Genomic DNA, 24534 nt, shown 5'->3' on the forward strand with positions numbered 1-24534 from the left:
CGGCGCGAGCTGCGGACGGCGTCTGGACGCCGGAGGTTGACGGAGATCGCCCAGCGGCGCGAGCTGCGGACGGCGTCCGGACGCCGGAGGCTGACGGAGCCGCGCAGCGGGATGGGCCGTGGTTGCCGTCTGGACGCCGGAGGCTGAGGAGCCGCGCAGCGGGACGAAACCGCGGACCGTGCCAAGGAGCGTGGGGTCTGGGGCTCGGCCCCAGACAGAAATGACAAGCGCCCCAGGTCCGCGCTTCTCAGCGGACATGGGGCGCTAAAGCTTGTGCCCCCGGCAGGATTCGAACCTGCGCCCCCGCCTCCGGAGGGCGGTGCTCTATCCCCTGAGCTACGGGGGCTCAGCGACTGGAGAAGACTAGCAAACCCCCCACTCGATCGCCGAATCGGTATCGGTGGGTCGTGGACGGGTGTCGGCTCAGCGGAACCGGCCCGGTGTCGGTGACGGGCCGGTTCCGTCGGCTGGCTCGACGGGTGTCGGTGGTGTGGCTCAGGCGGCGAGCGCGCGTCCGCAGCTGGGCAGCGGGTGCGGCACGATCCGCCGGGGGAGCCGGCGCGGCCATTCGTTGCGGGCCCAGGAGCCGTCCACGATCAGGTGTACGGTGCGCTGCTCGGTGCCGCTGAGCCGGTACAGGAACTCCCGGGGCAGCGGCGGGTCGACCGACGGCGTGGTGACCATGAACCGGACCCGGCCGCGTGAGGAGACCGCCGAGATGACGTCCGCGGCTGGCATGGTGCCCCGCAACCGGACCCGACCCACCCAGTAGACCTCGGCCAGGTGTTCCTGGGCGGCTCGGGTGATCGCCGGGTACTCGCTGCGTACCCACCGTTCGACCGCGCCGACGCAGAGCCCGCAGGCGCGTTCGCGGGGCTCCCGGGGACCCAACCCCCAGGCCCGCAGGTACGCCCCGACGACTCCCACGTCCAGCGTCAGGTCGAAGCGTTGCTGGATGAGCGCGTGCAGGCTCTGTCGGGTCCACAGCTCCTCGTCCAGGCCGTACGCGTCGGGGTGGACGCCCCGGAGGGCGTCGATCAGCTCCAGCTCCTGTACGCGGCTGAGTGTTCCCGGCTCACCCTGCCGCTGTCCGCGACGGACGGCTGCCACCGCTCCGTCACCGCCGATGGTGTGGCGTCGGCACCAGCTGGTGACCGAACGCCGCGCGTCTCTGAGTGCAACCCCCACGTCCCGGACAACGAGTGCACTTCGCTCCAAGTAACCCCTAGAGGGAAAATCGGTCGTATGGCACCAAGGTGGGGCGGAGGGGCGATTCCGGTGGTGTGGGGGCGGACCAGGACAACGCCGCCCCGCTCGTGAGTTCGAGCGGGGCGGCGAGGAGTCCGGGTACGGGGCGGATCAACCGTCGGCGAGCCCCATCCGCCGCAGCTCGTTGATCTCCTTTTGCTGCGTCTGCTTCATCGCCTCGGCCATCCGCACCACCTCGGCCCGGTCGGAGACCTTCAACAGGCCGTCGGCCATGTGGACTCCACCGAGATGGTGCTTGATCATCAGCTTCACGAACAGCTGGTCGACCGCCGCACCCTGGGCCTCGTGCAGTTGGGTGATCTCTTCGCGGGTCGCCATGCCGGGCATGAGTCCGTCCGGCCCCACCGGCACGGCGTCGGGCATCCACTCCATCGCCGGTCGCGTACCGGTGGGCAGCAGATCCCACTCCTGCAACCAGCGCTGCATGTGACCGATCTGCGCCTGCTGGGTCAGGGCCATGTCGTAGCCCAACTGCCGGATCGCCGGATCCTGGCCCTTCGCGTACGCGATCATCGCCATCTCCACCGCCTGGGCATGGTGGCGGGACATGTCCCGGGCGAAGCCGGCCTCGGCCGACTCGTCACCGGGCGTCCGGTTCGCGGTCAGCGTCGCAGCCGTCCAGCCGACACCGAGTAGCAGCACCGCCGCCATGACCAGGGTCAGGTAGCGCAGTAGCCGAGGCGACCGGTGGAGGTCCGTGCCGTTGCGCTCCGCCGGAGGCGCCTCCTGGGTCGCGGTCGGCATGTCAGCCGCCCGTCGGGGGAGCCAACTCGCGCGGCTCGGTGCCGGTGCCGGTGGTGTAGTTGCCGGAGGAGCAGGGCACGCCCGGCTCGATCGAGGCGTTCTGCGCCAGCGTGGTGGCGAACTCCTTGATCCGGGGGTCGTCGGCGCTGTCGACCTTGAGCTGGTAACCCCACGCCTGGATCGACACGGCGGCGTCCAGGCCCTCGTACGGGCTCATCAGCATGAAGTCGTTGCCCCGGATCACGCTGGCCAGCTTCTCGACGTCCGCGGCGGGCAGGTCGGGGCGGTAGGTGAGCCAGACCGCGCCGTGCTCCAGGCTGTGCACCGCGTGCTCGGACGCGATCGGCGCGTCGTAGACGTCACCGAGGCACCGCTGCCAGGCGTTGTTGTGCGCGCCACCGACCGGCGGGCTGTACTTGTATTCGATCTTGCCGGCCTGGTGCGACTCGTAGTTGAGGCTCTCCGGGTCGGTCTTGCGGTAGTTGACGATGCCGTCGATGCCGGCCGCCTTGTCCTGCCAGGACTGGCTGCCCTTGAAGGTCGCCCACGCGCCGAACCCGATGATCGACGTGGCGAGCACGCCGACGGCGACGAAGAGCGCGATCGGCCCCCACGACCGGCCCTGGCTGACCTTGACTGGAGTGATCGGCTTACGCGGCCCCTTGCCGCCCCCCGCGCGCTGGGCCGATCCGGACTTGTTGGGGCCAGCCTTGGCTCCGGTCGCCTTGGCGCCGGCGGCCGGCCGTCCCGCCGCCGGCTTCTTGCCGGTGCTGACCACGGTCGGGCGGCGCTCCGGGCCGCCCGGTGTGCTGATACTCATCGTGCCTCGTCAGGTCGGTCGGTCAGGGGGTCTGGCGGGCTGGGTTCGGATGCTGGGTCGCCGCCGCGGGGACCGAGTCTACCCCCGATAACATGGATCGGTGACTCCTGCAGAACTCGCCGCCGCCGTCCTAGCCGCCGCTCACGCCGTCTTCGCCGACCGAGAGCTGGACCGGTCCGCCCTGCCGGAGCACACCACGGTCGAGCGCCCGCGCAACCCGGAGCACGGCGACTACGCTGCCACGCTGGCCCTTCAGCTCAGCAAGAAGGTCGGCCTGCCACCACGGGAGCTGGCCGCCGCGCTCGCCGCGCAGTTGGCCAACACCCCGGGAATCAAATCCGTCGAGATCGCCGGTCCGGGCTTCCTCAACATCCGGCTCGACGCGGCGGCGGCCGGGCAGCTCGCCCGCTCGATCGTCGAGGCCGGTGCGGAGTACGGCCGCAGCGACCGGCTCGCCGGTCTGAAGATCAACCTGGAGTTCGTCTCGGCCAACCCGACCGGACCGGTGCACATCGGTGGCGTCCGCTGGGCCGCGGTCGGTGACGCGTTGAGCCGTCTGCTGCGCGCGACCGGCGCCGAGGTCGGCACCGAGTACTACTTCAACGACGCCGGCTCGCAGATCGACCGCTTCGCCCGTTCGCTGCTCGCCGCCGCCCGCCACGAGGCGCCGCCGGAGGACGGCTACGGCGGGGCGTACATCGCCGAGATCGCCGAGCAGGTCAAGGCCCGCCGGCCGGACGTGCTGACCCTGGACGACGCCGCCGCCCAGGAGGTGTTCCGGGTCGAGGGCGTCGCGTTGATGTTCACCGAGATCAAGACCTCGTTGCGGGAGTTCGGGGTCGAGTTCGACACCTACTTCAACGAGAAGGACCTGCACGACCGCAACGAACTGGACCACGCCCTGACCCGGCTGCGCGAGCAGGGCCACATCTTCGAGTCCGAGGGCGCCACCTGGCTGCGGACCACGGACTTCGGCGACGACAAGGACCGCGTGCTGCGCAAGTCCAACGGCGAGTGGACCTACTTCGCCGCCGACTGCGCCTACTACCTGGACAAGCGGGAACGCGGCTTCGACCGCATCGTGATCATGCTGGGGGCGGATCACCACGGCTACGTCGGCCGGATGAAGGCGATGGCGGCCTGCTTCGGTGACGACCCGGACCGCACGCTGGAGATCCTCATCGGCCAACTGGTGAACCTGGTCCGCGACGGCGCGCCGGTGCGGATGAGCAAGCGGGCCGGCACCGTGGTGACCCTGGAGGACTTGGTCGACGCGATCGGGGTGGACGCGGCCCGCTACGCCCTGGCCCGGTACTCCAGCGACTCGCCGATCGACATCGACATCGAGTTGTGGACCCGGGCCACCCGGGACAACCCCGTCTACTACGTGCAGTACGTGGCGGCCCGTACGGCCAGCGTCGGCCGCAACGCCGCCGAGGTCGGCCTGGTCCGGGGTGACGCGGCGTCGTTCCGGCCCGAACTGCTCGACCACGAGAAGGAGAACGAGCTGCTCAAGGCGCTCGCCGAGTTCCCCGCCGTGGTGGCCGCCGCCGCCGAGCTGCGGGAGCCGCACCGGGTCGCCCGCTTCCTGGAGGACCTGGCCGGTGCCTACCACCGGTTCTACGACAACTGCCGGATCCTGCCCCGGGGCGACGAGCCGATCACCGACCTGCACCGGGCCCGGCTCTGGCTCAACGACGCCACCCGGGTGGTCATCGCCAACGGGTTGCGCCTGCTCGGCGTCTCGGCGCCGGAGCGGATGTAGCCGTGAGCGCGAGGAGTGAGCTGGCGAGCCCCGCAAACGCGAATCCAGGGAGGCACTGATGCGGGCTCACGAAGCGGGCGCGTTGCACGGCGACATCGGCAGCCGGGGGCCGGCCTGGCTGCGTACCCCGACCGACGTCAACGCCCTGGTGCCGCAGCTGTGGCCGGGTAACGTGAGGCGCGGCGCGGACGGCGCGCTCACCGTCGCCGGTCTGGGCGTGGCGGACATCGCCGCCGAGTTCGGCACGCCGCTGTACGTCCTCGACGAGGACGACCTGCGCGCACGCTGCCGGGCCTTCCGGGACGCCTTCGCCACCGACGACGTGTACTACGCGGGCAAGGCGTTCCTCTGCCGCGCGGTGGTACGCATGATCGCCGAGGAGGGCCTGTTCCTCGACGTGTGCAGCGGCGGCGAACTGGCCGTGGCGCTGGCCGCCGGAATGCCGCCGGAACGCATCGGCTTCCACGGCAACAACAAGTCGGTGGCCGAGCTGAGCCGTGCGTTGGACGCCGGAGTGGGGCGGATCATCGTCGACTCCTTCACCGAACTCGATCGACTCACCGCGCTGGCCCGTGAGCGGGGGGTCCGGCCCGGGGTGCTGATCCGGGTCACCGTGGGCGTGGAGGCGCACACCCACGAGTTCATCGCCACCGCCCACGAGGACCAGAAGTTCGGGTTCTCCCTCGCCGGTGGCGCGGCCCTGACGGCCGCGCTGCGCGTGCTCGACGACGACGTCCTGGAGCTGCGCGGCCTGCACTCGCACATCGGTTCGCAGATCTTCGACACCAGCGGGTTCGAGGTCTCCGCCCGACGGGTGCTCACCCTCGGGGCCCAGATCCGCGACGCGCGCGGCGTGGAACTGCCCGAGCTGGACCTCGGCGGCGGGTTCGGTATCGCGTACACCTCGCAGGACGACCCCGCAGCCCCCCAGGACCTGGCGGACCGGCTGCGCAAGATCGTGGAGTTCGAGTGCGCGGCGGAGCGGCTGGCGGTTCCGCGCCTGTCCATCGAGCCCGGCCGGGCGATCGTCGGCCCGGCTGTGTTCACTCTCTACGAGGTGGGTACGGTCAAGGACGTCGATGGCATTCGCACGTACGTCAGCGTCGACGGCGGGATGAGTGACAACATCAGGACGGCCTTGTACGACGCGTCGTACTCGGCGACCCTGGCCTCCCGGGCGAGTGCCGCCGGACCGATGCTCGCCCGCGTGGTGGGAAAGCATTGTGAGTCCGGGGACATCGTGGTGAAGGATGAATTCCTGCCCGCCGACGTGCAGCCCGGAGATCTTGTAGCCGTGCCCGGCACGGGGGCGTACTGCCGCAGCATGGCCAGCAATTACAACCATGTGCCGCGCCCCGGTGTGGTCGCGGTTCGTAACGGCCGGGCCCGGCTGATCGTTCGACCGGAGACCGAAGAGGACCTGCTCGCTTTGGATGTGGGATGACGTCACCTGTACGCCTCGCCCTGCTCGGCTGTGGCACCGTCGGTGCCGAGGTGGTCCGGCTGCTGCACGAGCAGTCGGCGGACCTCGCCGCCCGCGTCGGTGCTCCGCTGGAGATCGCTGGTATCGCCGTCCGCCGGATCGGGCGTGACCGCGGCGACCTGCCGGTCGATCCGGCCCTGTTCACCACCGACGCGCTCGGGCTGATCAAGCGGGACGACGTCGACGTGGTGGTCGAGGTGGTCGGCGGCATCGAGCCGGCGCGCGGCTGGCTGGTGGAGGCGTTGCGGGCCGGCAAGAGCGTGGTCACCGCCAACAAGGCGTTGCTCGCCGAGGACGGCGGCACCCTGCACGACGCGGCGGCGGAGGGCGGCGGTGACCTCTACTACGAGGCGTCCGTGGCCGGGGCCATCCCGCTGCTGCGCCCGCTGCGCGAGTCGCTGCACGGCGACCGCATCACCCGGGTCACCGGCATCGTCAACGGCACCACCAACTTCATCCTCTCCGCGATGCACGCCACCGGGGCGGGCTTCGCCGAGGCGCTGGAGGAGGCGACCGAACTCGGCTACGCCGAGGCCGACCCGACGGCCGACGTGGAGGGCTTCGATGCGGCGGCCAAGGCGGCCATCCTCGCCTCGCTCGCCTTCCACAGCCGGGTCTCCGCCGCCGACGTGCACCGCGAGGGCATCACCGAGGTGACCGCCGCGGACGTGGCCAGCGCCAAGGCGATGGGCTGCACGATCAAGCTGCTCTGCATCGCGGCACGCGGAGCCGACGGGCAGGGGCGGGAAGCGGTCAGCGTCCGGGTGCACCCGGCGATGATCCCGGTGACCCACCCCCTGGCCAGCGTGGGCGACGCGTTCAACGCCGTTTTCGTGGAGGCGGAGGCGGCGGGGCAGCTGATGTTCTACGGGCGGGGTGCCGGTGGGGCGCCGACCGCCAGCGCGGTGCTCGGCGATGTGGTGGCGGTGGCCCGCAACCGGCTCGCCGGGGTCCGCTCGGCCAGTGAGTCCGCGTACGCCGACCTGCCGGTGCGACCGATGGGGGAGGCGGTCACCCGCTATCACATCAGCCTCGACGTCGCCGACCGGCCGGGTGTGCTGGAGTCGGTGGCCGGGGTGTTCGCCCGCCACGACGTCTCGATCGCCACCGTGCGTCAGGGGCCGGCCGCCGGTGCCGCCGGTGCGGCCGGCGACGCGGTGCTGGTCATCGTGACCCACACCGCGCCGGACGCGGCGCTCGCGGCGACCGTCGAGGAACTGCGCGGCCTGGACATCGTCCGGTCGGTGGCGAGCGTGCTACGGGTCGAGGGCGGGCTGTGAGCGGCCGGATCAAGCACAGAGGCGAGGAGAGCAAGATGTGGCGCGGCCTGATCGACGCCTACCGGGACCGGTTGCCGGTCACCGAGGCCACGCCGGTGGTCACCCTGCACGAGGGGAACACCCCGTTGTTGCCCGCGCCGGTGCTCTCCGCCCGACTCGGCTGTGACGTCTACCTGAAGGTGGAGGGTGCCAACCCCACCGGCTCGTTCAAGGACCGGGGCATGACGATGGCCGTCTCCAAGGCGGTCGAACACGGCAACAAGGCCATCATCTGCGCCTCCACCGGCAACACCAGCGCCTCCGCCGCCGCGTACGCGGCCCGGGCCGGGATGACCTGCGCGGTCCTCGTTCCGCAGGGCAAGATCGCGCTGGGCAAGCTGGCTCAGGCGCTCGTGCACGGCGCCAAGCTGCTCCAGGTCAACGGCAACTTCGACGACTGCCTGGCGCTGGCCGCCAAGCTCGCCCAGGACTATCCGGTGGCCCTGGTGAACTCGGTCAACATCGACCGGCTGCACGGTCAGAAGACGGCCGCCTTCGAGATCGTCGAGGCGCTCGGTGACGCGCCCGACATCCACTGCCTGCCGGTCGGGAACGCCGGCAACATCTCGGCGTACTGGATGGGCTACACGGAGGACCGGGACGCGGGCAACGCCACCCGCCGACCGAAGATGTACGGCTTCCAGGCGGCCGGCGCGGCACCGATCGTGACCGGGAAGGTGGTGGCCGAACCGTCTACCATCGCCACCGCCATCCGGATCGGCAACCCGGCGAGTTGGACGAAGGCCCTGGACGCGCGGGACGCCTCCGGCGGCCTGATCGAGGCGGTCACCGACCGGGAGATCCTGGCGGCGTACCGGCTGCTGGCCCGGGAGATTGGTGTCTTCGTGGAACTGGGCAGCGCGGCCAGTGTCGCCGGTCTGCTCCAGCAGGCCGCCGCCGGTAAGGTGCCGGCCGGGTCCACCGTGGTCTGCACGGTCACCGGGCACGGCCTGAAGGACCCCGAGTGGGCCATCTCCACCGCCCCCGCCCCCGTCACCATCGCCAACGACCCGCTCGTCGCCGCCCGCTCCCTCGACCTCGCCTGAGCTCCCGCGACCTGGCCCGTGCTGCGGGTCAGGGGCGGGGAGCCACTGCGCCGGCGACGGTCCGGGTGACCAGACCGAGCACCTCATGGCGGGAGACCTCGTGCTCGAGCAGGTAGCTCCAGCCCGCATAGAGCTGCGCCCAGAGCACGGACTGCACCCAGGTGGCGGGCAGCGCCGGGTCGATGCTGCCGTCGGCGTGTCCCCGAGCCACCAGGGCGTGGAAGTCGTCGTCACAGACACCTGTGGCCCAGGCCGGGTCGGTGATCAGTTGCGGCTCGGCGAAGACCAGTGAGAGCAGGTCACCCAGGTCGAAGTATTCGGCGCAGAGCCGGTGCAGGGCCTCCGCGCCGGTGCCCTCCGCCAGCCGGGCGCGGGCGGTCGCCAAGTTGAGCCGGGTGATGCCCTCCTCGACCACGCCGGCCAGCAGGTCCGATCGCTCGGCGAAGTAGCGGTGCAGGGTGGTCCGGCCGACCTGCGCGGCGGTGGCGATCTCGCCCAGGCTGGCTGCGGGATTGCGGCTCAGTACCTCGATTGCGGCCTGCAGGATCGCCTGCCGGGTCCGCGCCCGGCTGCCGGTTTCCTCGGTGGTCGCCACAGGCAGAGGATAGCAATGTGTGGTTTCGGCATTTAGCTTGCCCGAACTGGAACATTCGTGTTCCATAACGGGGTGACTGAGACCGCCGCCGTCGAATCTGTCGACCCTCAGCCGATCGCGCACCCGGGCCGGACCAGCCTCCTGCTCGGCTACCTCCGGCCGCACTGGCCGACCATGCTGCTCGGCCTGCTGCTCGGCCTAGTGGCCAACGCCGCCGGATTGGCCACCCCGCTGGTGACCAAGTGGGTGTTGGACACCCTCGGTGCCGGTGACTCGCTGTCCCGGCCGGTGACCGTGCTGCTCGCCCTCGTCGTCGTCGGCGCCGCCATCTCACTGTGGCAGTGGGTGCTGATGGGAAGCCTCGCCGAGCGGGTGGTGCTCGATGCCCGGTCCAGCGTCATCCGCCGCTACTTCGCCGCCCGGATCGACCAGCTGACCCGCCGCCCCGGCGGTGAACTGGTCACCCGGGCGACCTCCGACCCGGCGCTGCTGCACGAGGCGTCCGGCAGCCTCGTCGGACTGATCAACGGCGCGGTGGCGCTGGTCGGGACGCTCGTGCTGATGGGCACGCTCGACGTGGTACTGCTCGGTACCACCCTGGTCGCGGTCGTCGTCGTCGCGGTGCTGATGGGTCTGCTGCTGCCGTCGATCGGGCGGGCGCAGGAGGCGGCCCAGGAGTCGGTGGGCCGCCTCGGCGGGCTGCTGGAGGGTTCGCTGCGCGCGATCCGTACGGTCAAGGCCAGCCGCGCCGAGCAGCGTCAGGCGCACCTGATCACCAGGCACGCCGAGGAGTCGGCCCGGCACGGCATCAACGCCGCCCGTCGAGCGGCGACCGTCTGGACCATCTCCTGGACCGGCATCCAGCTCGCCGTGATCGTCATCCTCGGATTCGGGGCGGTGCGGGCCGAGCGTGGCCTGATCGAGGTGTCCACGCTGATCGCCTTCCTGCTCTACGCCTTCCAACTGATGGGGCCGATCAGCGAGCTGACCCAGCACATGACCGCCATGCAGGCCGGCATCGCGGCAGCCGGCCGCCTGCGGGAGATCGAGGCCATGTCGGTCGAGCCGGATTCCCGGCCGGCCGGGCAACCGGCATCCGTATCCGTCGGACCGGTCGGACCGGAATCCCGCGATGTCGTGCTGAGCTTCCAGGGCGTCACCGCACGGTACGCACCGGGGGCGGCACCCGCCGTACGCGGCATCGACCTGGAGATCCCCCGTCGTGGCCACACCGCGATCGTCGGGCCCTCCGGCGCCGGCAAGACCACGCTGTTCTCCCTGCTGCTGCGCTTCCTCGAACCGGAGCAGGGCCGGTTGCTGCTGTTTGGTCGGCCCTACCCGGAGCACACGCCCGCCGAGATCCGTGGCCGGCTGGCCTACGTCGAGCAGGAGGCGCCGGTGGTGCCGGGCACCATCGGGGACAACCTGCGTTTCACCCACCCGGAGGCCAGCGACGAGGAACTCTGGGCGGCGCTGCGCGCGGTCGACCTCTCCGACAAGGTCAGCTCGCTCGACCTTGGGCTGGAGACGCCGCTGGGCGCCACCACCGTCTCCGGCGGTGAGCGGCAGCGCATCGCGTTGGCCCGGGCGGTGCTGCGTACTCCCGACGTGCTGCTGCTCGACGAGGCCACCTCCCAGGTCGACGGCCTGACCGAGGCGGCGGTCGGTCGATGTGTGCGGCAGCGGGCCACGGAGGGCGCGGTGGTGACCATCGCGCACCGGCTCTCCACCGTGCTCGATGCCGACCAGATCGTCGTGATGGAGGGTGGCCGGATCCGAGCCGTCGGTGACCACGCCACCCTGCTCGGCACCGACGAGCTGTACCGCGACCTGGTGGCGTCCCTGCGGATCGGCACCTCCGGCACCCCGGCCGCCCCGGAGGCCGGCACGGCGACCGGGTCGGGCACACTGCTCGTACCCCTCGAACGTCTCCCCCAGGAGTGAGTCACGCGATGTCGCTGCTCGCCAGATTCAGCCTCGCCAACCGAGGGCTGGTAGCCCTCATCGCGGTGGTGACCACGGCGTTCGGTGTGTACGCCGTGCCGTCGCTGAAGCAGCAACTCCTACCGTCGTTGGAGTTCCCGGCCGCGTTCATCGTGGCGCAGTATCCCGGTGCCGCGCCGGAGGTCGTCGAGTCCGAGGTCGCCGAGCCGATCGAGAACAGCCTGCGCGGCCTGCCCGGCCTCGACTCGGTCGTCTCGACCTCCCGCGAGGGCCTGACCACCATCGTGGTGCAGTACGAGTTCGGCACCGAACTCGACGACATGGTCAACCGGATGCAGACCGCGATCAACCGGACCAGGCTGCCGGATGGCGTGGACCCGCAGGTGATCGCGGGCAGCACCGACGACCTGCCCGCGGTGGTGCTGGCCGCGTCCGGCGGTGACGACGAGCGGACCCTCGCCGGCAAGCTGCGCGACACCGTGGTGCCGGAGCTGGCGGCGATCGACGGCGTCCGCAGTGTCGAGCTGACCGGCGTCCGGGACGAACTGGTGGTGATCACACCGGATCCGGCCAAGCTGGCGAAGGCGAAGGTGCAGCCGACCGCGATCGGCACCGCCTTGCAGGCCAACGGCGTGGCGGTGCCGGCCGGCGCGGTCCTGGACGGCGAGCGCACCCTGCCGGTGCAGGTCGGCGCCCCACTGACCAGCCTGGACGAGCTGCGCGACGTGGTCGTCGCCCCGCCGGTCAAGAAGGCTGGTCCGGTCCGCCTCGGCGACGTCGCCACGGTCGAGGAGCAGCTCGCCCCGGCCACCGCGATCACCCGTACCAACGGCCGGGACAGTCTCGGCATCGCGGTCACCGCCGACCCGGACGGCAATGCGGTGGAGATCTCGCACGCGGTCGCCGACCGGCTCGACGACCTGCGGTCCGAAACCGGAGCCGAGCTGACCGTCGTGCTCGACCAGGCGCCCTTCGTGGAGAAGTCGATCAAGACGCTGAGCACCGAGGGTCTGCTGGGTCTGATCATGGCCGTGGTGGTGATCCTGGTGTTCCTGCTCTCGGTACGCTCCACAGTGGTCACCGCGGTCTCCATCCCGCTGTCGGTGGTGGTCGCGTTGATCGCCCTCTGGGTCGGTGACTACTCGCTCAACCTGCTCACCCTCGGTGCGCTGACGGTCGCGGTCGGCCGGGTGGTGGACGACTCGATCGTGGTGCTGGAGAACATCAAGCGGCACCTGACCTACGGCGAGCCGAAGCAGCAGGCGATTCTCACGGCGGTACGCGAGGTGGCCGGTGCGGTCACCGCGTCGACGTTGACCACGGTGGCCGTCTTCGCCCCGATCGCACTGGTCGGTGGCTTCGTCGGCCAACTCTTCGCCCCCTTCGCGATCACCGTCACCGTGGCGCTGCTCGCCTCGCTGCTGGTGTCGCTGACGGTGATCCCGGTGCTCGCGTACTGGTTCCTCAAGCCGGTCAGCGGTGCGGCCGACGGGGCGGCGGTCCGTCAGGCGGCCGAGGAGCGTGAGCTGCGCAGCCCGTTGCAGCGGGCGTACCTGCCGGTCATCCGGTTCGCCACCGGCCGTCGTGCCTACCGGTGGGCCACCCTGGCGATGGGGTTGCTGGTGCTGTTCGGCACCTTCGGGCTGGCCCGGCAACTGGAGACGAACTTCCTCGACGACTCCGGGCAGGACACCCTCAACATCCGGCAGGAACTGCCGGTGGGCACCGGGCTGGCCGGCACCGACGCGGCGGCCCGGCGGGTCGAGGCGGTGCTGGCGAGCACGCCGGGCGTCGAGTCGTACCAGGTGACCGCCGGTGGCGGGGACACGCCGTGGGCCGGCAGCGCCGGCAACAACGTGGCCAACTACTCGTTGCGCCTCGACGGGGAGACCGACGCCAAGGAGATGCGCGGCGTGCTGCGGGAGCGGTTCGCGGCGCTCGGGTCGGCAGCCGGTGAGATCACCTTCCCGGCGGGTCAGGGCGGGGCGTCGGCCAACGAGTTGGCGGTCATCGTCCGGGCCGCCGACCCCGAGGCGTTGGCTGCTGCCGCCCAGCAGGCCGAGTCGGCGCTGACCGGCATCGACGGCGTCGAGGACGTCTCGACCACCCTGGCCGAGCGGGTGCCGCGCGTTGACGTGACGGTCGATCGGGTGGCGGCGAGCCGGGCCGGGCTCACCGAAGCCGCCGTCGGGCAACTGGTGTCGCAGGCGTTCCGGGGTACGCCGCTGGGCCAGGTGACCGTCGACGGCGCCGCCCGGGACGTGGTGCTGCGCCTGTCGGCGACGCCGCCGGTGTCCATTGCGGAGCTTCGGGCGCTGCCGGTCGGCGCGGTCACGCTGGACGACATCGCCGAGGTCACCGAGACCACCGGCCCGCAGCAGGTACGGCGGATCGACGGTGAGCGCAGCGTCTCGGTGACCGGCACGGTCACCGGCTCCGACCTGGGCGCGATCAGCAGGGAGTTGCAGAGCCGTCTCGACGCGATCGACGTACCGGGGGCCACGGTCACCCTGGGCGGGGTCAGCGCCGAGCAGCGCGAGACCTTCGCCGATCTGGGGCTGGCCGTGCTCGCCGCGATCGCGATCGTCTTCCTGATCATGATGGCGACGTTCCGCAGCGTGATCCAGGCGCTGATCCTGCTGGTCTCCATTCCGTTCGCGGCCACCGGAGCGGTCGCCCTGCTGCTGGTCACCGGTACCGCGCTGAGCGTGCCGGCGCTGATCGGCGTGCTCATGCTGGTCGGCATCGTGGTGACCAACGCCATCGTGCTGCTCGACCTGGTCAACCAGTACCGCGCCCAGGGGATGGGCGTGCGGGAAGCGGTGGTCGAGGGCGGGCGGCACCGGCTGCGTCCGATCCTGATGACCGCGATCGCCACCATCTTCGCGTTGACGCCGATGGCCTTCGGGCTCACCGGGGAGGGTGGCTTCATCTCCCGGCCGCTGGCGATCGTGGTGATCGGTGGCCTGCTCACCTCGACCGTGCTCACGCTGATCCTGGTGCCGACGCTGTACGCCATGGTGGAGGACACCAAGGCGTCGGTCCGGGCGTGGCGACGCCGCCGCAACGGTGACCCGGTCGACGGCCAGACGGGTGGCGGTGCGGCCGACGACGTCTCCGGGGCGGACGCCACCGCGTTGGCGGCGGTGGGCGCCGGGGGCGCCGGTGCGGCCGACGCGGTGCGGCCGGAGAGCCGGCCCGTGCCAGCGGCCCCCGCCGGAGCGCTGATCGAGAACACCGACCAGTTCGAGGTGCTCCGGCTGCCGAAGAGCCGCAACTCACCGTTCCCACCGAACGGGTGACCGCCGCACCCCGGAGGGCCCTCGGGCCCTCCGGGGTTGTCCATGCTCTGACGTAACAGCCGACGCCGGGCGGGTATGGTCCGCTCCGTGGCGTCCACCCTCTCGGTCCTCACCCGCAACCGGAACTTCCGTAATCTCTTCCTGGCCGAGCTGGTGGTCTTCGGTGCCGACTGGTTCGTGATGGTGCCGCTACTGGTGCTGCTGCCGAAGCTGACCGGCAGTGGCGTGTGGGGTGCCCTGGTGCTCGCGGTGGACACCGGCATCCTGGCGTTGCTGCTGCCGTACACCGGGACCATCGCCGACCGGTTCGACCGCCGCACCATCATGATCCTTTCGAACGGCGCCGCGCTGGTGGGTGTGCTGCTACTGCTCGGCGTACGTGACGCCGGCACCGCCTGGCTGGCGCTGCTCGGCATCGGCGTGGTCGCGGTGGCCAAGGCGTTCTACTCCCCGGCAGCGCAGGCGGCGCTGCCGAACGTGCTCGATCCGGAGGAACTGGCCGCGGGTAACGCGGTGGCCGGGTCGGCCTGGGGCACGATGACGATCGTCGGCGCGTCGCTCGGTGGCGTGCTCAGTGCGGCGGCCGGTCCGTACGTGTGCTTCTGGGTCGGCGCCGTCGGGCTGGTGCTCGCCGCGGGCCTGGCCCTGCTGATCCGCCGCCCGTTGCAGGCACCTCGCGAGCAGGGTGCGCGACCGCCGCAGACCTGGGCGGCCATCCGTGAGGCGCTGGTGTACATCGGGCACCGCCCGCGCGTGCTGGCGCTGGTGACGGTCAAGTCGGCGGTGGGTCTCGGCAACGGCGTGCTGACCGTCTTCCCGCTGCTGGCCGGGGTTTACGGCGTCGGCTCGCTCGGCGCGGGACTGTTGTTCGCGGTACGCGGTGCCGGCGCGTTGGTCGGCCCCATCATGATGCGTCGGGTGCTGACCAACCGGGCGTGGCTGCTGCCCGGTCTGGCACTGTCCATGTCAGCCTACGGTCTGGCCTACCTCGGCACCTCGGTGGTCGGGTGGTTTCCGCTGGTGCTGGTGCTGGTCTTCGTGGCCCACTTCGCCGGTGGCAGTAACTGGGTGATGTCGAACTTCGCGTTGCAGGGCGAGGTGCCGGATCGGTTGCGCGGGCGGGTCTTCGCCACCGACATGATGCTGGCGACCCTGGCGATCTCCGTCAGCCAACTGGTGGTGGCCTTGGTGGTGGACGTGGTCGACGAACGTGTCGTACTGGCCGGTTGCGGACTGGTCACCCTGGTCTACGCGATCGGATGGCGGATCGCGACGCGGCGTCTCTCGCTCGCCACGTCGCCCCCCGCCGTCGTCGAGACCCGGTGATCGGCCCGGCCCGATGGAGGGCGGCGACACCTCACCCATCTAGCATGGGCGACGTGCCGACCACATTCGTCGCGGAACCGGTCCGAGTCCGGGTCCCCGCCACCAGCGCGAACCTGGGGCCAGGTTTCGACGCGCTGGGGCTGGCCCTCGCGCTGTACGACGACGTCGCCGCCGAGGTGACGGCCGAGGGCGTGACGGTGACGGTGACCGGCGAGGGCGCCGGCGACCTGCCGGTCGACGACACGCACCTGGTGGTACGCGCGATGCGGGCGACCTTCGACGTGCTCGGCGGGCAACCGTCGGGGCTGGCGGTGGAGTGCGTCAACCGCATCCCGCAGGCGCGAGGGCTCGGCTCCTCGTCGGCGGCAATCGTCGCCGGGGTGTTGTTGGCCCGGGGTCTGGTGACGGACGGCGGGAGCCGGCTCGACGACGACGCGGTGTTGCGGCTGGCCGCCGAGATCGAGGGCCACCCGGACAATGTCGCCCCCTGCCTGCTCGGCGGCTTCACCGTGGCCTGGACGGAGTCGGCCGGTGCCCGTGCGGTGACGCTGCCGGTGGCCGACGGCGTACGCCCCACGGTGTTGGTGCCGGCGCAGCGAGGACTGACCGCCTCGGCCCGCGCCGCGCTGCCCGCCGCCGTGCCGCACGGTGACGCCGCGTTCAACGCCGGCCGTGCGGCGCTGCTGGTGCACGCGTTGACCGCGCAGCCCGAACTGCTGCTGGCGGCGACCGCGGACCGGCTGCACCAGAACTATCGCGCGGCGTCGATGCCGGAGACGAATGCCCTGGTCGATGGGTTGCGTGAAGCGGGTGTGGCGGCAGTGGTCAGTGGGGCCGGACCCACCGTGCTCGCCCTGTCTGAGCTGCCCGTAGACTTCGACGCGGGAACAGATTGGCGGCTGCTACGGTTGCCGGTAGATGTATGCGGGGCGCAGGTCGAGCGGGGTAGACTCAAACACGCGGAGCGGGACCCTGTTGCCGCAGGTCGCAAGAGTTGATTACGCTCTAGACTTAGCACAGCCGCGAAGCATGCGATCTCTCTGCGGGTCGGCGCACCCCCGAAGCTTTCGGCGGTAGCCCGTCACCCCTGCCTAGGCCCACGCCGCACCGCAGTCTTCACTGGTCGCCGCAGACGGCGAAACCCCGCTCACCGCTCCACCTGGTGGGTCGGGCGACCGACCGGCTGCTGTGTTACAGACACCCCGCGAAGCGTCATGCGAGGCGGGTGTACCGAGGCCGCCCGGCCACCTGTTGTCGATTCCGGGCAGTCCCGGCCTATCGAGGGAAGGAATCCATTGAGCGACACCACCGACGTGACGTCGGATGTTTCCAACGTCGCTGGCGATGCCACCACCGCTGCCCCCACCCGCCGTCGGCGCAGCGGTACGGGACTGTCGGCGATGCTGCTGCCGGAGCTGCAGAGCCTGGCCGCGTCGCTCGGCATCTCGGGGACGGCTCGCATGCGTAAGGGCGAGTTGATCAGCGCGATCACCGAGCGGCAGGGCGGCGCTGCCGGAGCCCCTCGACCACGGGCCGAGGTCGCGGCGGCCGCCGCACCGGTCCGCGAGGAGGTCCACGCGGAGGTACGGGACACCGGTGAGCGGCCGGAGGCTGAGCGCCGTGGCGCCGAACAGCCGGCAGCGAGCGTGGAAAGCGAGGGTCGCGGGCGTACCCGGCGTAGCCGGACCGCCGTGGCGGAACCGCGCGCCGAGGAGGCCACCGCCGAGGGCGAGCGGCCCGAGGGCCGGTCCGGCCGTGATCGTGGCGCCGAGCGTGCCGACCGGAGCGCCGAGCGCGCTGAGCGCGGTGACCGTGCCGAGCGCGCTGAGCGCGGAGAGCGCACCGCCGAGCGGGCTGAGCGCACCGCCGAGCGCGGTGACCGGGCCGAGCGTGGCGACCGGGCCGAGCGTGGCGACCGGGCCGAGCGTGGCGACCGTGCCGAGCGTGGCGACCGTGCCGAGCGCAGCGCCGAGCGTGGCGACCGGGCCGAGCGCAGCGCCGACCGTGGCGACCGGGCCGAGCGTGGCGAGCGTGGCGACCGGGCCGAGCGTGGTGACCGTGGCGAGCGGGGACAGCGCGCCGAGCGGGACAACGACGGCGACGACGACGGCGACAACGGCGGTCGGCGCAGCCGGCGCAGCCGCTTCCGGGACCGTCGGCGGGGTCGCGGTGACCGCAACGAGTCCGGCGACGGCGGCCGTGAGCCACAGGTCGGCGAGGACGACGTGCTCGTGCCGGTGGCCGGCATCGTGGACGTGCTGGACAACTACGCCTTCGTGCGGACCACCGGTTACCTGGCCGGTCCGAACGACGTCTACGTGTCGATGTCCCAGATCAAGAAGTACGGCCTGCGACGCGGTGACGCGATCACCGGCGCGGTCCGGGCGGCGCGTGACGGCGAGCAGCGGCGCGACAAGTACAACCCGCTCGTCCGGCTGGACACCATCAACGGGATGGAGCCGGACGAGGCCAAGCGCCGACCGGAGTTCTACAAGCTCACCCCGCTGTACCCGCAGGAGCGGCTGCGGCTGGAGACCGAGCCGCACATCCTCACCACCCGGGTGATCGACCTGGTCATGCCGATCGGCAAGGGGCAGCGGGCGCTGATCGTCTCGCCGCCGAAGGCCGGTAAGACCATGGTGTTGCAGGCGATCGCGAACGCCATCACGCACAACAACCCGGAGTGCCACCTGATGGTGGTGCTGGTGGACGAGCGGCCCGAAGAGGTCACCGACATGCAGCGGTCGGTCAAGGGCGAGGTCATCGCGGCCACGTTCGACCGCCCGCCGCAGGACCACACCACCGTCGCCGAGCTGGCGATCGAGCGGGCCAAGCGCCTGGTCGAGCTGGGCCACGACGTGGTCGTGCTGCTCGACTCGGTGACCCGGCTCGGTCGCTCGTACAACCTGGCGGCGCCGGCCAGCGGCCGGATCATGTCGGGTGGTATCGACTCCACCGCGCTGTACCCGCCGAAGCGGTTCCTCGGCGCGGCGCGCAACATCGAGAACGGCGGCTCGCTGACCATCCTCGCCACCGCGCTGGTGGAGACCGGCTCCATGGCGGACACGGTCATCTTCGAGGAGTTCAAGGGCACCGGTAACGCGGAGCTGAAGCTGGACCGGAAGATCGCTGACAAGCGGACCTTCCCGGCCATCGACATCCACCCGTCCGGTACCCGCAAGGAGGAGATCCTGCTCGCGCCGGAGGAGCTGGCCATCGTGCACAAGCTCCGCAAGGTGCTGCACTCGCTGGACTCGCAGGCCGCACTCGACCTGCTGCTGGACCGGTTGAAGCAGTCCCGGACCAACATCGAGTTCCTGATGCAGATCGCCAAGTCGACGCCGGGGGAGTGACCTTCCAGGCAGAGCACGGCGAGGGGCGGGGCCGAGACCGGCCCCGCCCCTCGCCGTGTCCGGGATCGAACGGGTAGGAATGCTTCGCCGGTGCGGCGGGAATGCGCTCGGATGGCGCGGTGTTGACCTGCTCGGCCGGTACAGCCGCGCGGCACGGCCCGCCTCCAGGGGCGGTCGAGGCCCATGGCAGACTGGTCAATCGGCCACCGGTTCCGGTTCACGCCCACATCAGCGAGCACTGGGGCGACCCGGCGACCACAGACGAGAGGACCGAGGCGACATGAAGCCCAACATCCACCCGGAGTACGTGACCACCGAGGTCACCTGCTCCTGCGGTAACACCTTCACCACCCGCAGCACCGCCAAGGGCGGCTCGATCCACGTCGAGACGTGCAGCGCCTGCCACCCGTTCTACACGGGCAAGCAGCGAGTGCTGGACACCGCTGGCCGGGTCGCGAAGTTCCAGCAGAAGTACGCCAAGGCCCAGGGCAAGAAGGCCAAGTAGCTCCTCGTCCGACGCCCGCGTCCGGTTTTCCGCCGGGCGCGGGCGTCGTCCGTCTGTGTCCCGGTCACCCGCCGTCGAAGGAGCGATTCCGAGCATGAGCAGCGAGCGCCTGGCCGCCCTCCTCGACGAGTACGCCGAGTTGGAGAAGCGGCTGGCCGACCCCGCTATCCACGCCGACCAGGGGACCGCCCGACGGATCGGTCGGCGCTACGCCGAACTGGTGCCGCTGCACAAGGCCGCCGGTGAACTGGAGCAGGCTCGGGCCGATCTCGCCGCCGCGCGGGAACTGGCCGACGAGGACCCCTCCTTCGCCGCCGAGGCCGAGACGATCGCGGCGACGCTGCCGGCACTGGAGGAACGCCTCGCCGAGTTGCTCATCCCGCGTGACCCGCATGACGCCAAGGACGTCATCGTCGAGATCAAGGCGGGCGAGGGCGGTGAGGAGTCCGCGCTGTTCGCCGGTGACCTGCTGCGGATGTACACCCGGTACGCGGAGCGGCGCGGCTGGCTCACCGAGGTGATCGACGCCCAGGAGTCCGACCTCGGTGGGGTCAAGGACGTCTCGCTGGCGATCAAGACGAAGGGCGTGCCCGAGGGGGGCAACGGCGTCTGGTCCCGGTTGAAGTGGGAGGGCGGCGTGCACCGGGTGCAGCGCGTGCCGGTCACCGAGTCACAGGGACGCATCCACACCAGCGCGGCCGGTGTCCTAGTGCTGCCGGAGGCCGAGGAGGTCGACGTCACCATCGACCCGAACGAGCTGCGGATCGACGTCTTCCGTTCGTCCGGTCCGGGCGGCCAGTCGGTGAACACCACCGACTCGGCGGTGCGGATCACCCACCTGCCCACCGGCATCGTGGTCTCCTGCCAGAACGAGAAGTCCCAGTTGCAGAACCGCGAGCAGGCCCTGCGGATCCTGCGCGCCCGGCTGCTCGCCGCCGCCCAGGAGCAGGCCGACGCGGCAGCGTCGGACGCCCGCAAGGCCCAGGTGCGTACGGTGGACCGCTCGGAGCGGATCCGCACCTACAACTTCCCGCAGAACCGGATCACCGACCACCGGATCGGCTTCACCGCGTACAACCTTGATCTGGTGCTCGCCGGAGAGCTGGACGGCGTGCTCGACGCCCTCACCGAGGCGGACCGGGCGGCGCGCCTGGCGGGCGACGCGGAGCTGGCCCGCCGCTGACCTTCCGCGTCGGTCAGGCGATACGCGGTCGCGTCTTCGCCCGCAGCATCTCGCGGTCGGCGGCCTCGAAGGCCGCGCTGAGTGCGTCCCGCTGGCCTGGGCCACCGGCACCCACCTCGGCGAAGCCGATGCTGACACCGACCGGGGTGCCGGGCACCAGAGACTCCCAGTCCTCGGTGCGAACGGCGGCGTCGATGCGCCGCGCCACGTCGGCCGCCTCGCTCATCCCCGTCCCCGGTAGCACCACCACGAACTCGTCCCCGCCGTAGCGGGCCACGAAGTCACCCCGTCGCATCACCCGGTTGATCACTCCGGCGACGCGTTGCAGGACCAGGTCCCCCGAGTGGTGGCCGTGCCGCGTGTTGACCGCCTTGAAGCCGTCCAGGTCGCAGACGCCGATCACCACCCGCTCGCCCCGGGCGACGACGGCCGCGATGTAGCGTTCCAGCCGACGCCGGTTGGGCAGCCCGGTCAGCGGGTCGGTCAGTGCCTCCCCCTCGAACCGCGCCGCCTCACGACGCATCTCCTCGTGGTCGATCCGCGCGGCGATGCCGTCGATGTAGACGTCGCGGAGCCGGTCGTGACGCTGCGCGGCGAGCCGGAAGGCCAGTCGGTCGGCCCGGTGCGCGGCGGCGTGGTCGCCGGCCCGGCCCAGTGCCATGCTGCGCAGCCGCGCCGGTTCGGCCGCGCCGAGTGTCTCGGCGGACACCTGGACGCCGTCCAACCGGGTGATCGCCTCGACCGGCCGTCCGCTGGCGATGGCGAGGCACACCTGACCGAGCTGACGCATGTCACGGGCGCGGGCACTGTCCGCGCCGTAGTCGAGCAGCCGGACCGGGTCCCGGCCCGGGGCGGGGGAGATGTCGTCGCCGAGCGCGCAGCGGCGGGCGGCGGCGTAACCGTAGGCGGCCAGACTGCTGGGGCGCAGCCGATCCGCCCGCCCGGTGCTGACGAACCGGTCGAGGTCACCGCCGACATCCCGCAGTACGCGCAGACAGCCGTCGCTGTCACCGGTGTGGTCCAGGGCGACCGCGTTGCGCAGCCGGATGCCCGGCGCGGCGAAGGTCTCCTCCGGGATCCCGGCGGCGTTGCCGAGCTGCCGGGCGCGTTCGATCGCGCCCAACGCGTACCCGTGGAAGCTGAGGTACGAGTAGGCCATCGCCAGGTCGTGCCAGCCCCAGGCGGTGTCCCGGTCCGGGTCCTCCACCGCCCCGAGTGCCCGTGCCGCCCTGACCAGATGGGTCACGCACCGGTCCAGCGCGCCCTGGTGGTGGGCGGCCAGCGCGGCCAGTGCGTTGAGGTGCCCGTGCAGGTAGGGCTCGGCGAGGTCGCGTACCGCCGCGGACGCCTCCTCGATGGCACGGGTGTACTCGGCGGTGCGCCCGAGGTTGATCAGAGCCGAGAGCCGCTGCACGAGCGCGTCGGCGCGGGCGTTCGGGTCACGGGTGGCACACAGCACCCGCTCCAGGAGCCCGTACGCCTCGGTGGACCGGCTGACCTCCTGTAACGCCCGCGCTTTCGTCAGGGCGTCAACCTGGTCCTCGACCCGGTCGAGCCAGCCCACCCGCACCTCCTGTCGATGTGCCTGCACCCGCTTATGCACGTGCACGGCGACGCCTCATGATTATTGCGTGACCACCGCGCCGCAACACCCGTCCGAAGGGACGAGACGTCATCGCCCCGGTCCCTTGATCGCCGACGTGGCCCGTATGCTCGCCGCCGCCGGGGTGACCTCGGCGCGCGCCGAGGCCGAGTTGCTGGCCGCGTACGTGCTCCAGATCGGTCGGGGACAGTTGGCCGTGGCGGACGGGTTCACCGACGAGCAACGGGACCGCTACCGGGAGCTGGCGGCCCGCCGGTCACGGCGGGAGCCGTTGCAGTATCTCACCGGCACCGCCGGGTTCCGGCATCTGGAGCTGGCCGTCGGGCCAGGCGTCTTCGTGCCGCGCCCGGAGACCGAACTCCTCGCCGGTTGGGGCGTCGACCAGGCCCGGCAGATCGCCGGAGCCGGAACAGGGGCCCCGGAACGGCCGGAGCCACTGGTGGTGGACCTGTGCAGCGGCTCCGGAGCGATCGCCCTGTCGGTGGCGTACGAGGTGCCGGAGGCTCGGGTGCTGGCCGTGGAACGCTCTGCCGACGCCCTGCCCTGGCTGCGGCGCAACGCCGCGACCCGGGCCAGCGTCGGCGACCGACCGATCGAGGTGGTGGCGGCGGACGTCACCGATCCGGCCCTGCTCGACGAGCTGACCGGCCGGGTGGACGTACTGCTGTGCAACCCGCCGTACGTGCCGCTCGGGGTGACGGTGCCGCCGGAGGTGGCCGACCACGACCCGGCGGAGGCCGTGTTCGGTGGGGCCGACGGGCTGGACGTGATCCGTCGGGTGGTCGACCGGGCCGGGTTCCTGCTGCGTGCCGGTGGGGTGCTCGGCATCGAGCACGACGACACCCACGGTGACGCGTTGCCCGGTCTGCTCGCCGCCGACGGTCGGTACGCCACGATCGTCGATCATCGTGATCTCGCCGGGCGGCCCCGATTCGTCACCGCGTCCCGCCTCGCGGACCGCCCACCCGCCGGCCCGTCGGTGACGTGGCAGACTGGCTCATCGTGATGCTCTACGACTGCCGGTCGGTCGCCGACCGGGACCGCGGCATCGCTGCGGCCATCGAGGCGGTCCGCAACGGCGAGCTGGTCGTCCTACCGACCGACACGGTGTACGGAGTCGGCGCGGACGCGTTCACTCCGTACGCGGTCAAGGCGTTGCTGGACGCCAAGGGTGTCCCGCACTCGCCGCCGCCGGTGCTGATCGGTTCCCGGCACACCCTCGACGGGCTGTCCTACACGCTGCCGACGGCGGCGCGAGACCTGGTGGAGGCGTTCTGGCCGGGAGCGCTGACCATTCTGGTGAAGCACTCGGCGAGCCTGCGGTGGGATCTCGGCGACGACAGCGGCACGGTGGCGGTACGGATGCCGCTGCACCCGGTGGCGCTGGAGGTGCTGCGCGAGACCGGACCGATGGCGGTGGCCTCGGCGAACAAGATCGGTCAACCGGCCGCGCTCACCGCCGAAGAGGCGCGTGATCAGCTGGCCTACTCCGTGCGGGCCTACCTGGAGGCGGGGCCGGCGGTGGATCCGGTGCCGAGCACGATCGTGGACCTCACCGGCGACGAGCCTCGGCTCGTCCGGGAGGGTGCGGTCAGCCTGGCCCGACTCCGTGACGTGGTGCCGGAGCTGCGCGAGAGCGAGGTGGTCTAGGTGCCTCCCTTCACCGTCCTGCACGTCTGCATGGGAAACATCTGTCGCTCGCCGATGGCCGAGCGGCTGCTCACCCTCGCGGTGGCCGATCGGCTGGCCCGGCGCGAGGCCGATCCGACCCGGGTCGACGAACTGCTGCACAGCCACAGCGCCGGCACCGGCGGTTGGCACGCCGGTGAGGAGATGAACCCGCCGGCCGCCCGTCAGATCGTCAGCCGGGGCGGCAACGTCGCCGGGTTCGCCGCGCGCAAGCTGCGCAGCGACCACATCGACGGTGCCGACCTGGTGCTGACCGCCACCGCCGACCAACAGGAGTACGTGACGGCGTTGCGGCCCGACGCCGCCGCGCGCACCTTCGTGCTCGGCGAGTTCGGACGGCTGCTGGCTGGGCTCGACGCGACCGTGCTGCCGGCGGCCGACGCCACCGCCGAGGCGCTCCACGCTCGGGGTGTGGCCCTGGTCGAGGCGGCCCACGAGAGCCGCCAGGGCGCCACTGCCCTGCCCACCGACGACCTCGACGACCCGTGGGGACGCGGTGACCAGTGCTTCAGCCGGGTGGCTGACGAGATCGAGGAGACGGTGCAGCCGCTCGCGGCGCTACTGCTCCCCTGATCGGCGAATTTCATC

At 71.5% G+C, this 24534-nt stretch carries 19 protein-coding genes and 1 tRNA gene; 14 read left to right on the top strand and 6 right to left on the bottom strand.

Annotation, left to right across the window (positions count from 1 at the left end; translation table 11 throughout):
* Positions 1-274: 274 nt before the first annotated feature.
* From FF096_RS03295 to FF096_RS03310, 4 genes are all read right to left on the bottom strand, one after another.
* A tRNA-Arg gene (locus FF096_RS03295) sits at positions 275-346 on the bottom strand.
* Between the two features lie 149 nt (positions 347-495).
* Positions 496-1188 (bottom strand): winged helix-turn-helix domain-containing protein, encoded by a 693-nt coding sequence (locus FF096_RS03300; protein ID WP_309222565.1) that lies wholly within the window; start codon positions 1186-1188, stop codon positions 496-498.
* A 171-nt stretch (positions 1189-1359) separates the two neighbouring features.
* Positions 1360-2013, bottom strand: coding sequence for a DUF305 domain-containing protein (locus FF096_RS03305; RefSeq protein WP_155214734.1), 654 nt, complete (start codon positions 2011-2013; stop codon positions 1360-1362).
* 1 nt (position 2014) lies between these two features.
* Complete coding sequence (locus FF096_RS03310) at positions 2015-2833, bottom strand: DUF3105 domain-containing protein (protein WP_155214735.1); 819 nt, start codon at positions 2831-2833, stop codon at positions 2015-2017.
* 100 nt (positions 2834-2933) lie between these two features.
* Between FF096_RS03310 and argS the strand changes: the two genes are divergently transcribed.
* The 4 genes from argS to thrC are packed head-to-tail and all read left to right on the top strand — an operon-like array spanning position 2934 to position 8446.
* Positions 2934-4598: an arginine--tRNA ligase gene (gene argS / locus FF096_RS03315; RefSeq protein WP_309222566.1), complete on the top strand. Its 1665-nt coding sequence runs from the start codon at positions 2934-2936 to the stop codon at positions 4596-4598.
* A 58-nt stretch (positions 4599-4656) separates the two neighbouring features.
* Positions 4657-6042 carry a diaminopimelate decarboxylase gene (gene lysA, locus FF096_RS03320; RefSeq protein ID WP_155214736.1) on the top strand — a complete coding sequence of 462 codons (1386 nt, stop codon included), beginning with the start codon at positions 4657-4659 and terminating at the stop codon, positions 6040-6042.
* Positions 6039-7361, top strand: a complete 1323-nt coding sequence (locus FF096_RS03325) for a homoserine dehydrogenase (protein WP_155214737.1) — start codon at positions 6039-6041, stop codon at positions 7359-7361. The genes lysA and FF096_RS03325 overlap by 4 nt, the downstream gene beginning before the upstream one ends.
* Before the next feature lie 35 nt (positions 7362-7396).
* Positions 7397-8446 (top strand): threonine synthase, encoded by a 1050-nt coding sequence (gene thrC, locus FF096_RS03330; RefSeq protein ID WP_155214738.1) that lies wholly within the window; start codon positions 7397-7399, stop codon positions 8444-8446.
* 28 nt (positions 8447-8474) lie between these two features.
* Here the strand turns inward: thrC and FF096_RS03335 are convergent, their stop codons facing one another.
* The gene (locus FF096_RS03335; protein WP_309222567.1) at positions 8475-9041 is read right to left on the bottom strand and encodes a TetR/AcrR family transcriptional regulator; all 567 of its coding nucleotides are present in this window, start codon (positions 9039-9041) and stop codon (positions 8475-8477) included.
* Positions 9042-9113: 72 nt separating this feature from the next.
* Here FF096_RS03335 and FF096_RS03340 point away from each other — a divergent pair, with 72 nt between their 5' ends.
* The 7 genes from FF096_RS03340 to prfA all read left to right on the top strand — a co-directional run bounded on the left by FF096_RS03340 (position 9114) and on the right by prfA (position 20654).
* Entirely contained in the window at positions 9114-10985 is a 1872-nt protein-coding gene (locus FF096_RS03340; RefSeq protein ID WP_309222568.1) for an ABC transporter ATP-binding protein, read from the top strand.
* Positions 10986-10993: 8 nt separating this feature from the next.
* Entirely contained in the window at positions 10994-14287 is a 3294-nt protein-coding gene (locus tag FF096_RS03345) for an efflux RND transporter permease subunit (RefSeq protein WP_155214740.1), read from the top strand.
* Positions 14288-14374: 87 nt separating this feature from the next.
* On the top strand, positions 14375-15613 hold the full coding sequence (locus FF096_RS03350; protein ID WP_309222569.1) for an MFS transporter: 1239 nt from the start codon (positions 14375-14377) through the stop codon (positions 15611-15613).
* Between the two features lie 44 nt (positions 15614-15657).
* On the top strand, positions 15658-16611 hold the full coding sequence (gene thrB, locus FF096_RS03355) for a homoserine kinase (RefSeq protein ID WP_155214742.1): 954 nt from the start codon (positions 15658-15660) through the stop codon (positions 16609-16611).
* Between the two features lie 297 nt (positions 16612-16908).
* Positions 16909-18966 carry a transcription termination factor Rho gene (gene rho, locus FF096_RS03360; RefSeq protein WP_155214743.1) on the top strand — a complete coding sequence of 686 codons (2058 nt, stop codon included), beginning with the start codon at positions 16909-16911 and terminating at the stop codon, positions 18964-18966.
* A 280-nt stretch (positions 18967-19246) separates the two neighbouring features.
* Entirely contained in the window at positions 19247-19471 is a 225-nt protein-coding gene (gene rpmE / locus FF096_RS03365) for a 50S ribosomal protein L31 (RefSeq protein ID WP_155214744.1), read from the top strand.
* A 94-nt stretch (positions 19472-19565) separates the two neighbouring features.
* Positions 19566-20654, top strand: coding sequence for a peptide chain release factor 1 (prfA, locus tag FF096_RS03370; RefSeq protein ID WP_155214745.1), 1089 nt, complete (start codon positions 19566-19568; stop codon positions 20652-20654).
* 13 nt (positions 20655-20667) lie between these two features.
* On the opposite strand, the gene FF096_RS03375 is transcribed toward prfA, so the two are convergent.
* On the bottom strand, positions 20668-22218 hold the full coding sequence (locus FF096_RS03375; RefSeq protein ID WP_309222594.1) for a GGDEF domain-containing protein: 1551 nt from the start codon (positions 22216-22218) through the stop codon (positions 20668-20670).
* 67 nt (positions 22219-22285) lie between these two features.
* Here FF096_RS03375 and prmC point away from each other — a divergent pair, with 67 nt between their 5' ends.
* From prmC to FF096_RS03390, 3 genes are read left to right on the top strand one after another with little or no spacing between them, the layout of a single operon-like run.
* A complete protein-coding gene (gene prmC, locus FF096_RS03380; protein WP_309222571.1) occupies positions 22286-23263 on the top strand; it encodes a peptide chain release factor N(5)-glutamine methyltransferase in 978 nt (325 codons plus the stop codon).
* Positions 23263-23907: an L-threonylcarbamoyladenylate synthase gene (locus FF096_RS03385; protein WP_155214947.1), complete on the top strand. Its 645-nt coding sequence runs from the start codon at positions 23263-23265 to the stop codon at positions 23905-23907. The genes prmC and FF096_RS03385 overlap by 1 nt, the downstream gene beginning before the upstream one ends.
* A complete protein-coding gene (locus FF096_RS03390; RefSeq protein WP_309222572.1) occupies positions 23908-24519 on the top strand; it encodes a phosphotyrosine protein phosphatase in 612 nt (203 codons plus the stop codon).
* Positions 24520-24534 lie beyond the last annotated feature (15 nt).

The organism is Micromonospora sp. CP22 (assembly GCF_009712475.1).
In the GTDB taxonomy this organism is placed as follows: domain Bacteria; phylum Actinomycetota; class Actinomycetes; order Mycobacteriales; family Micromonosporaceae; genus Micromonospora.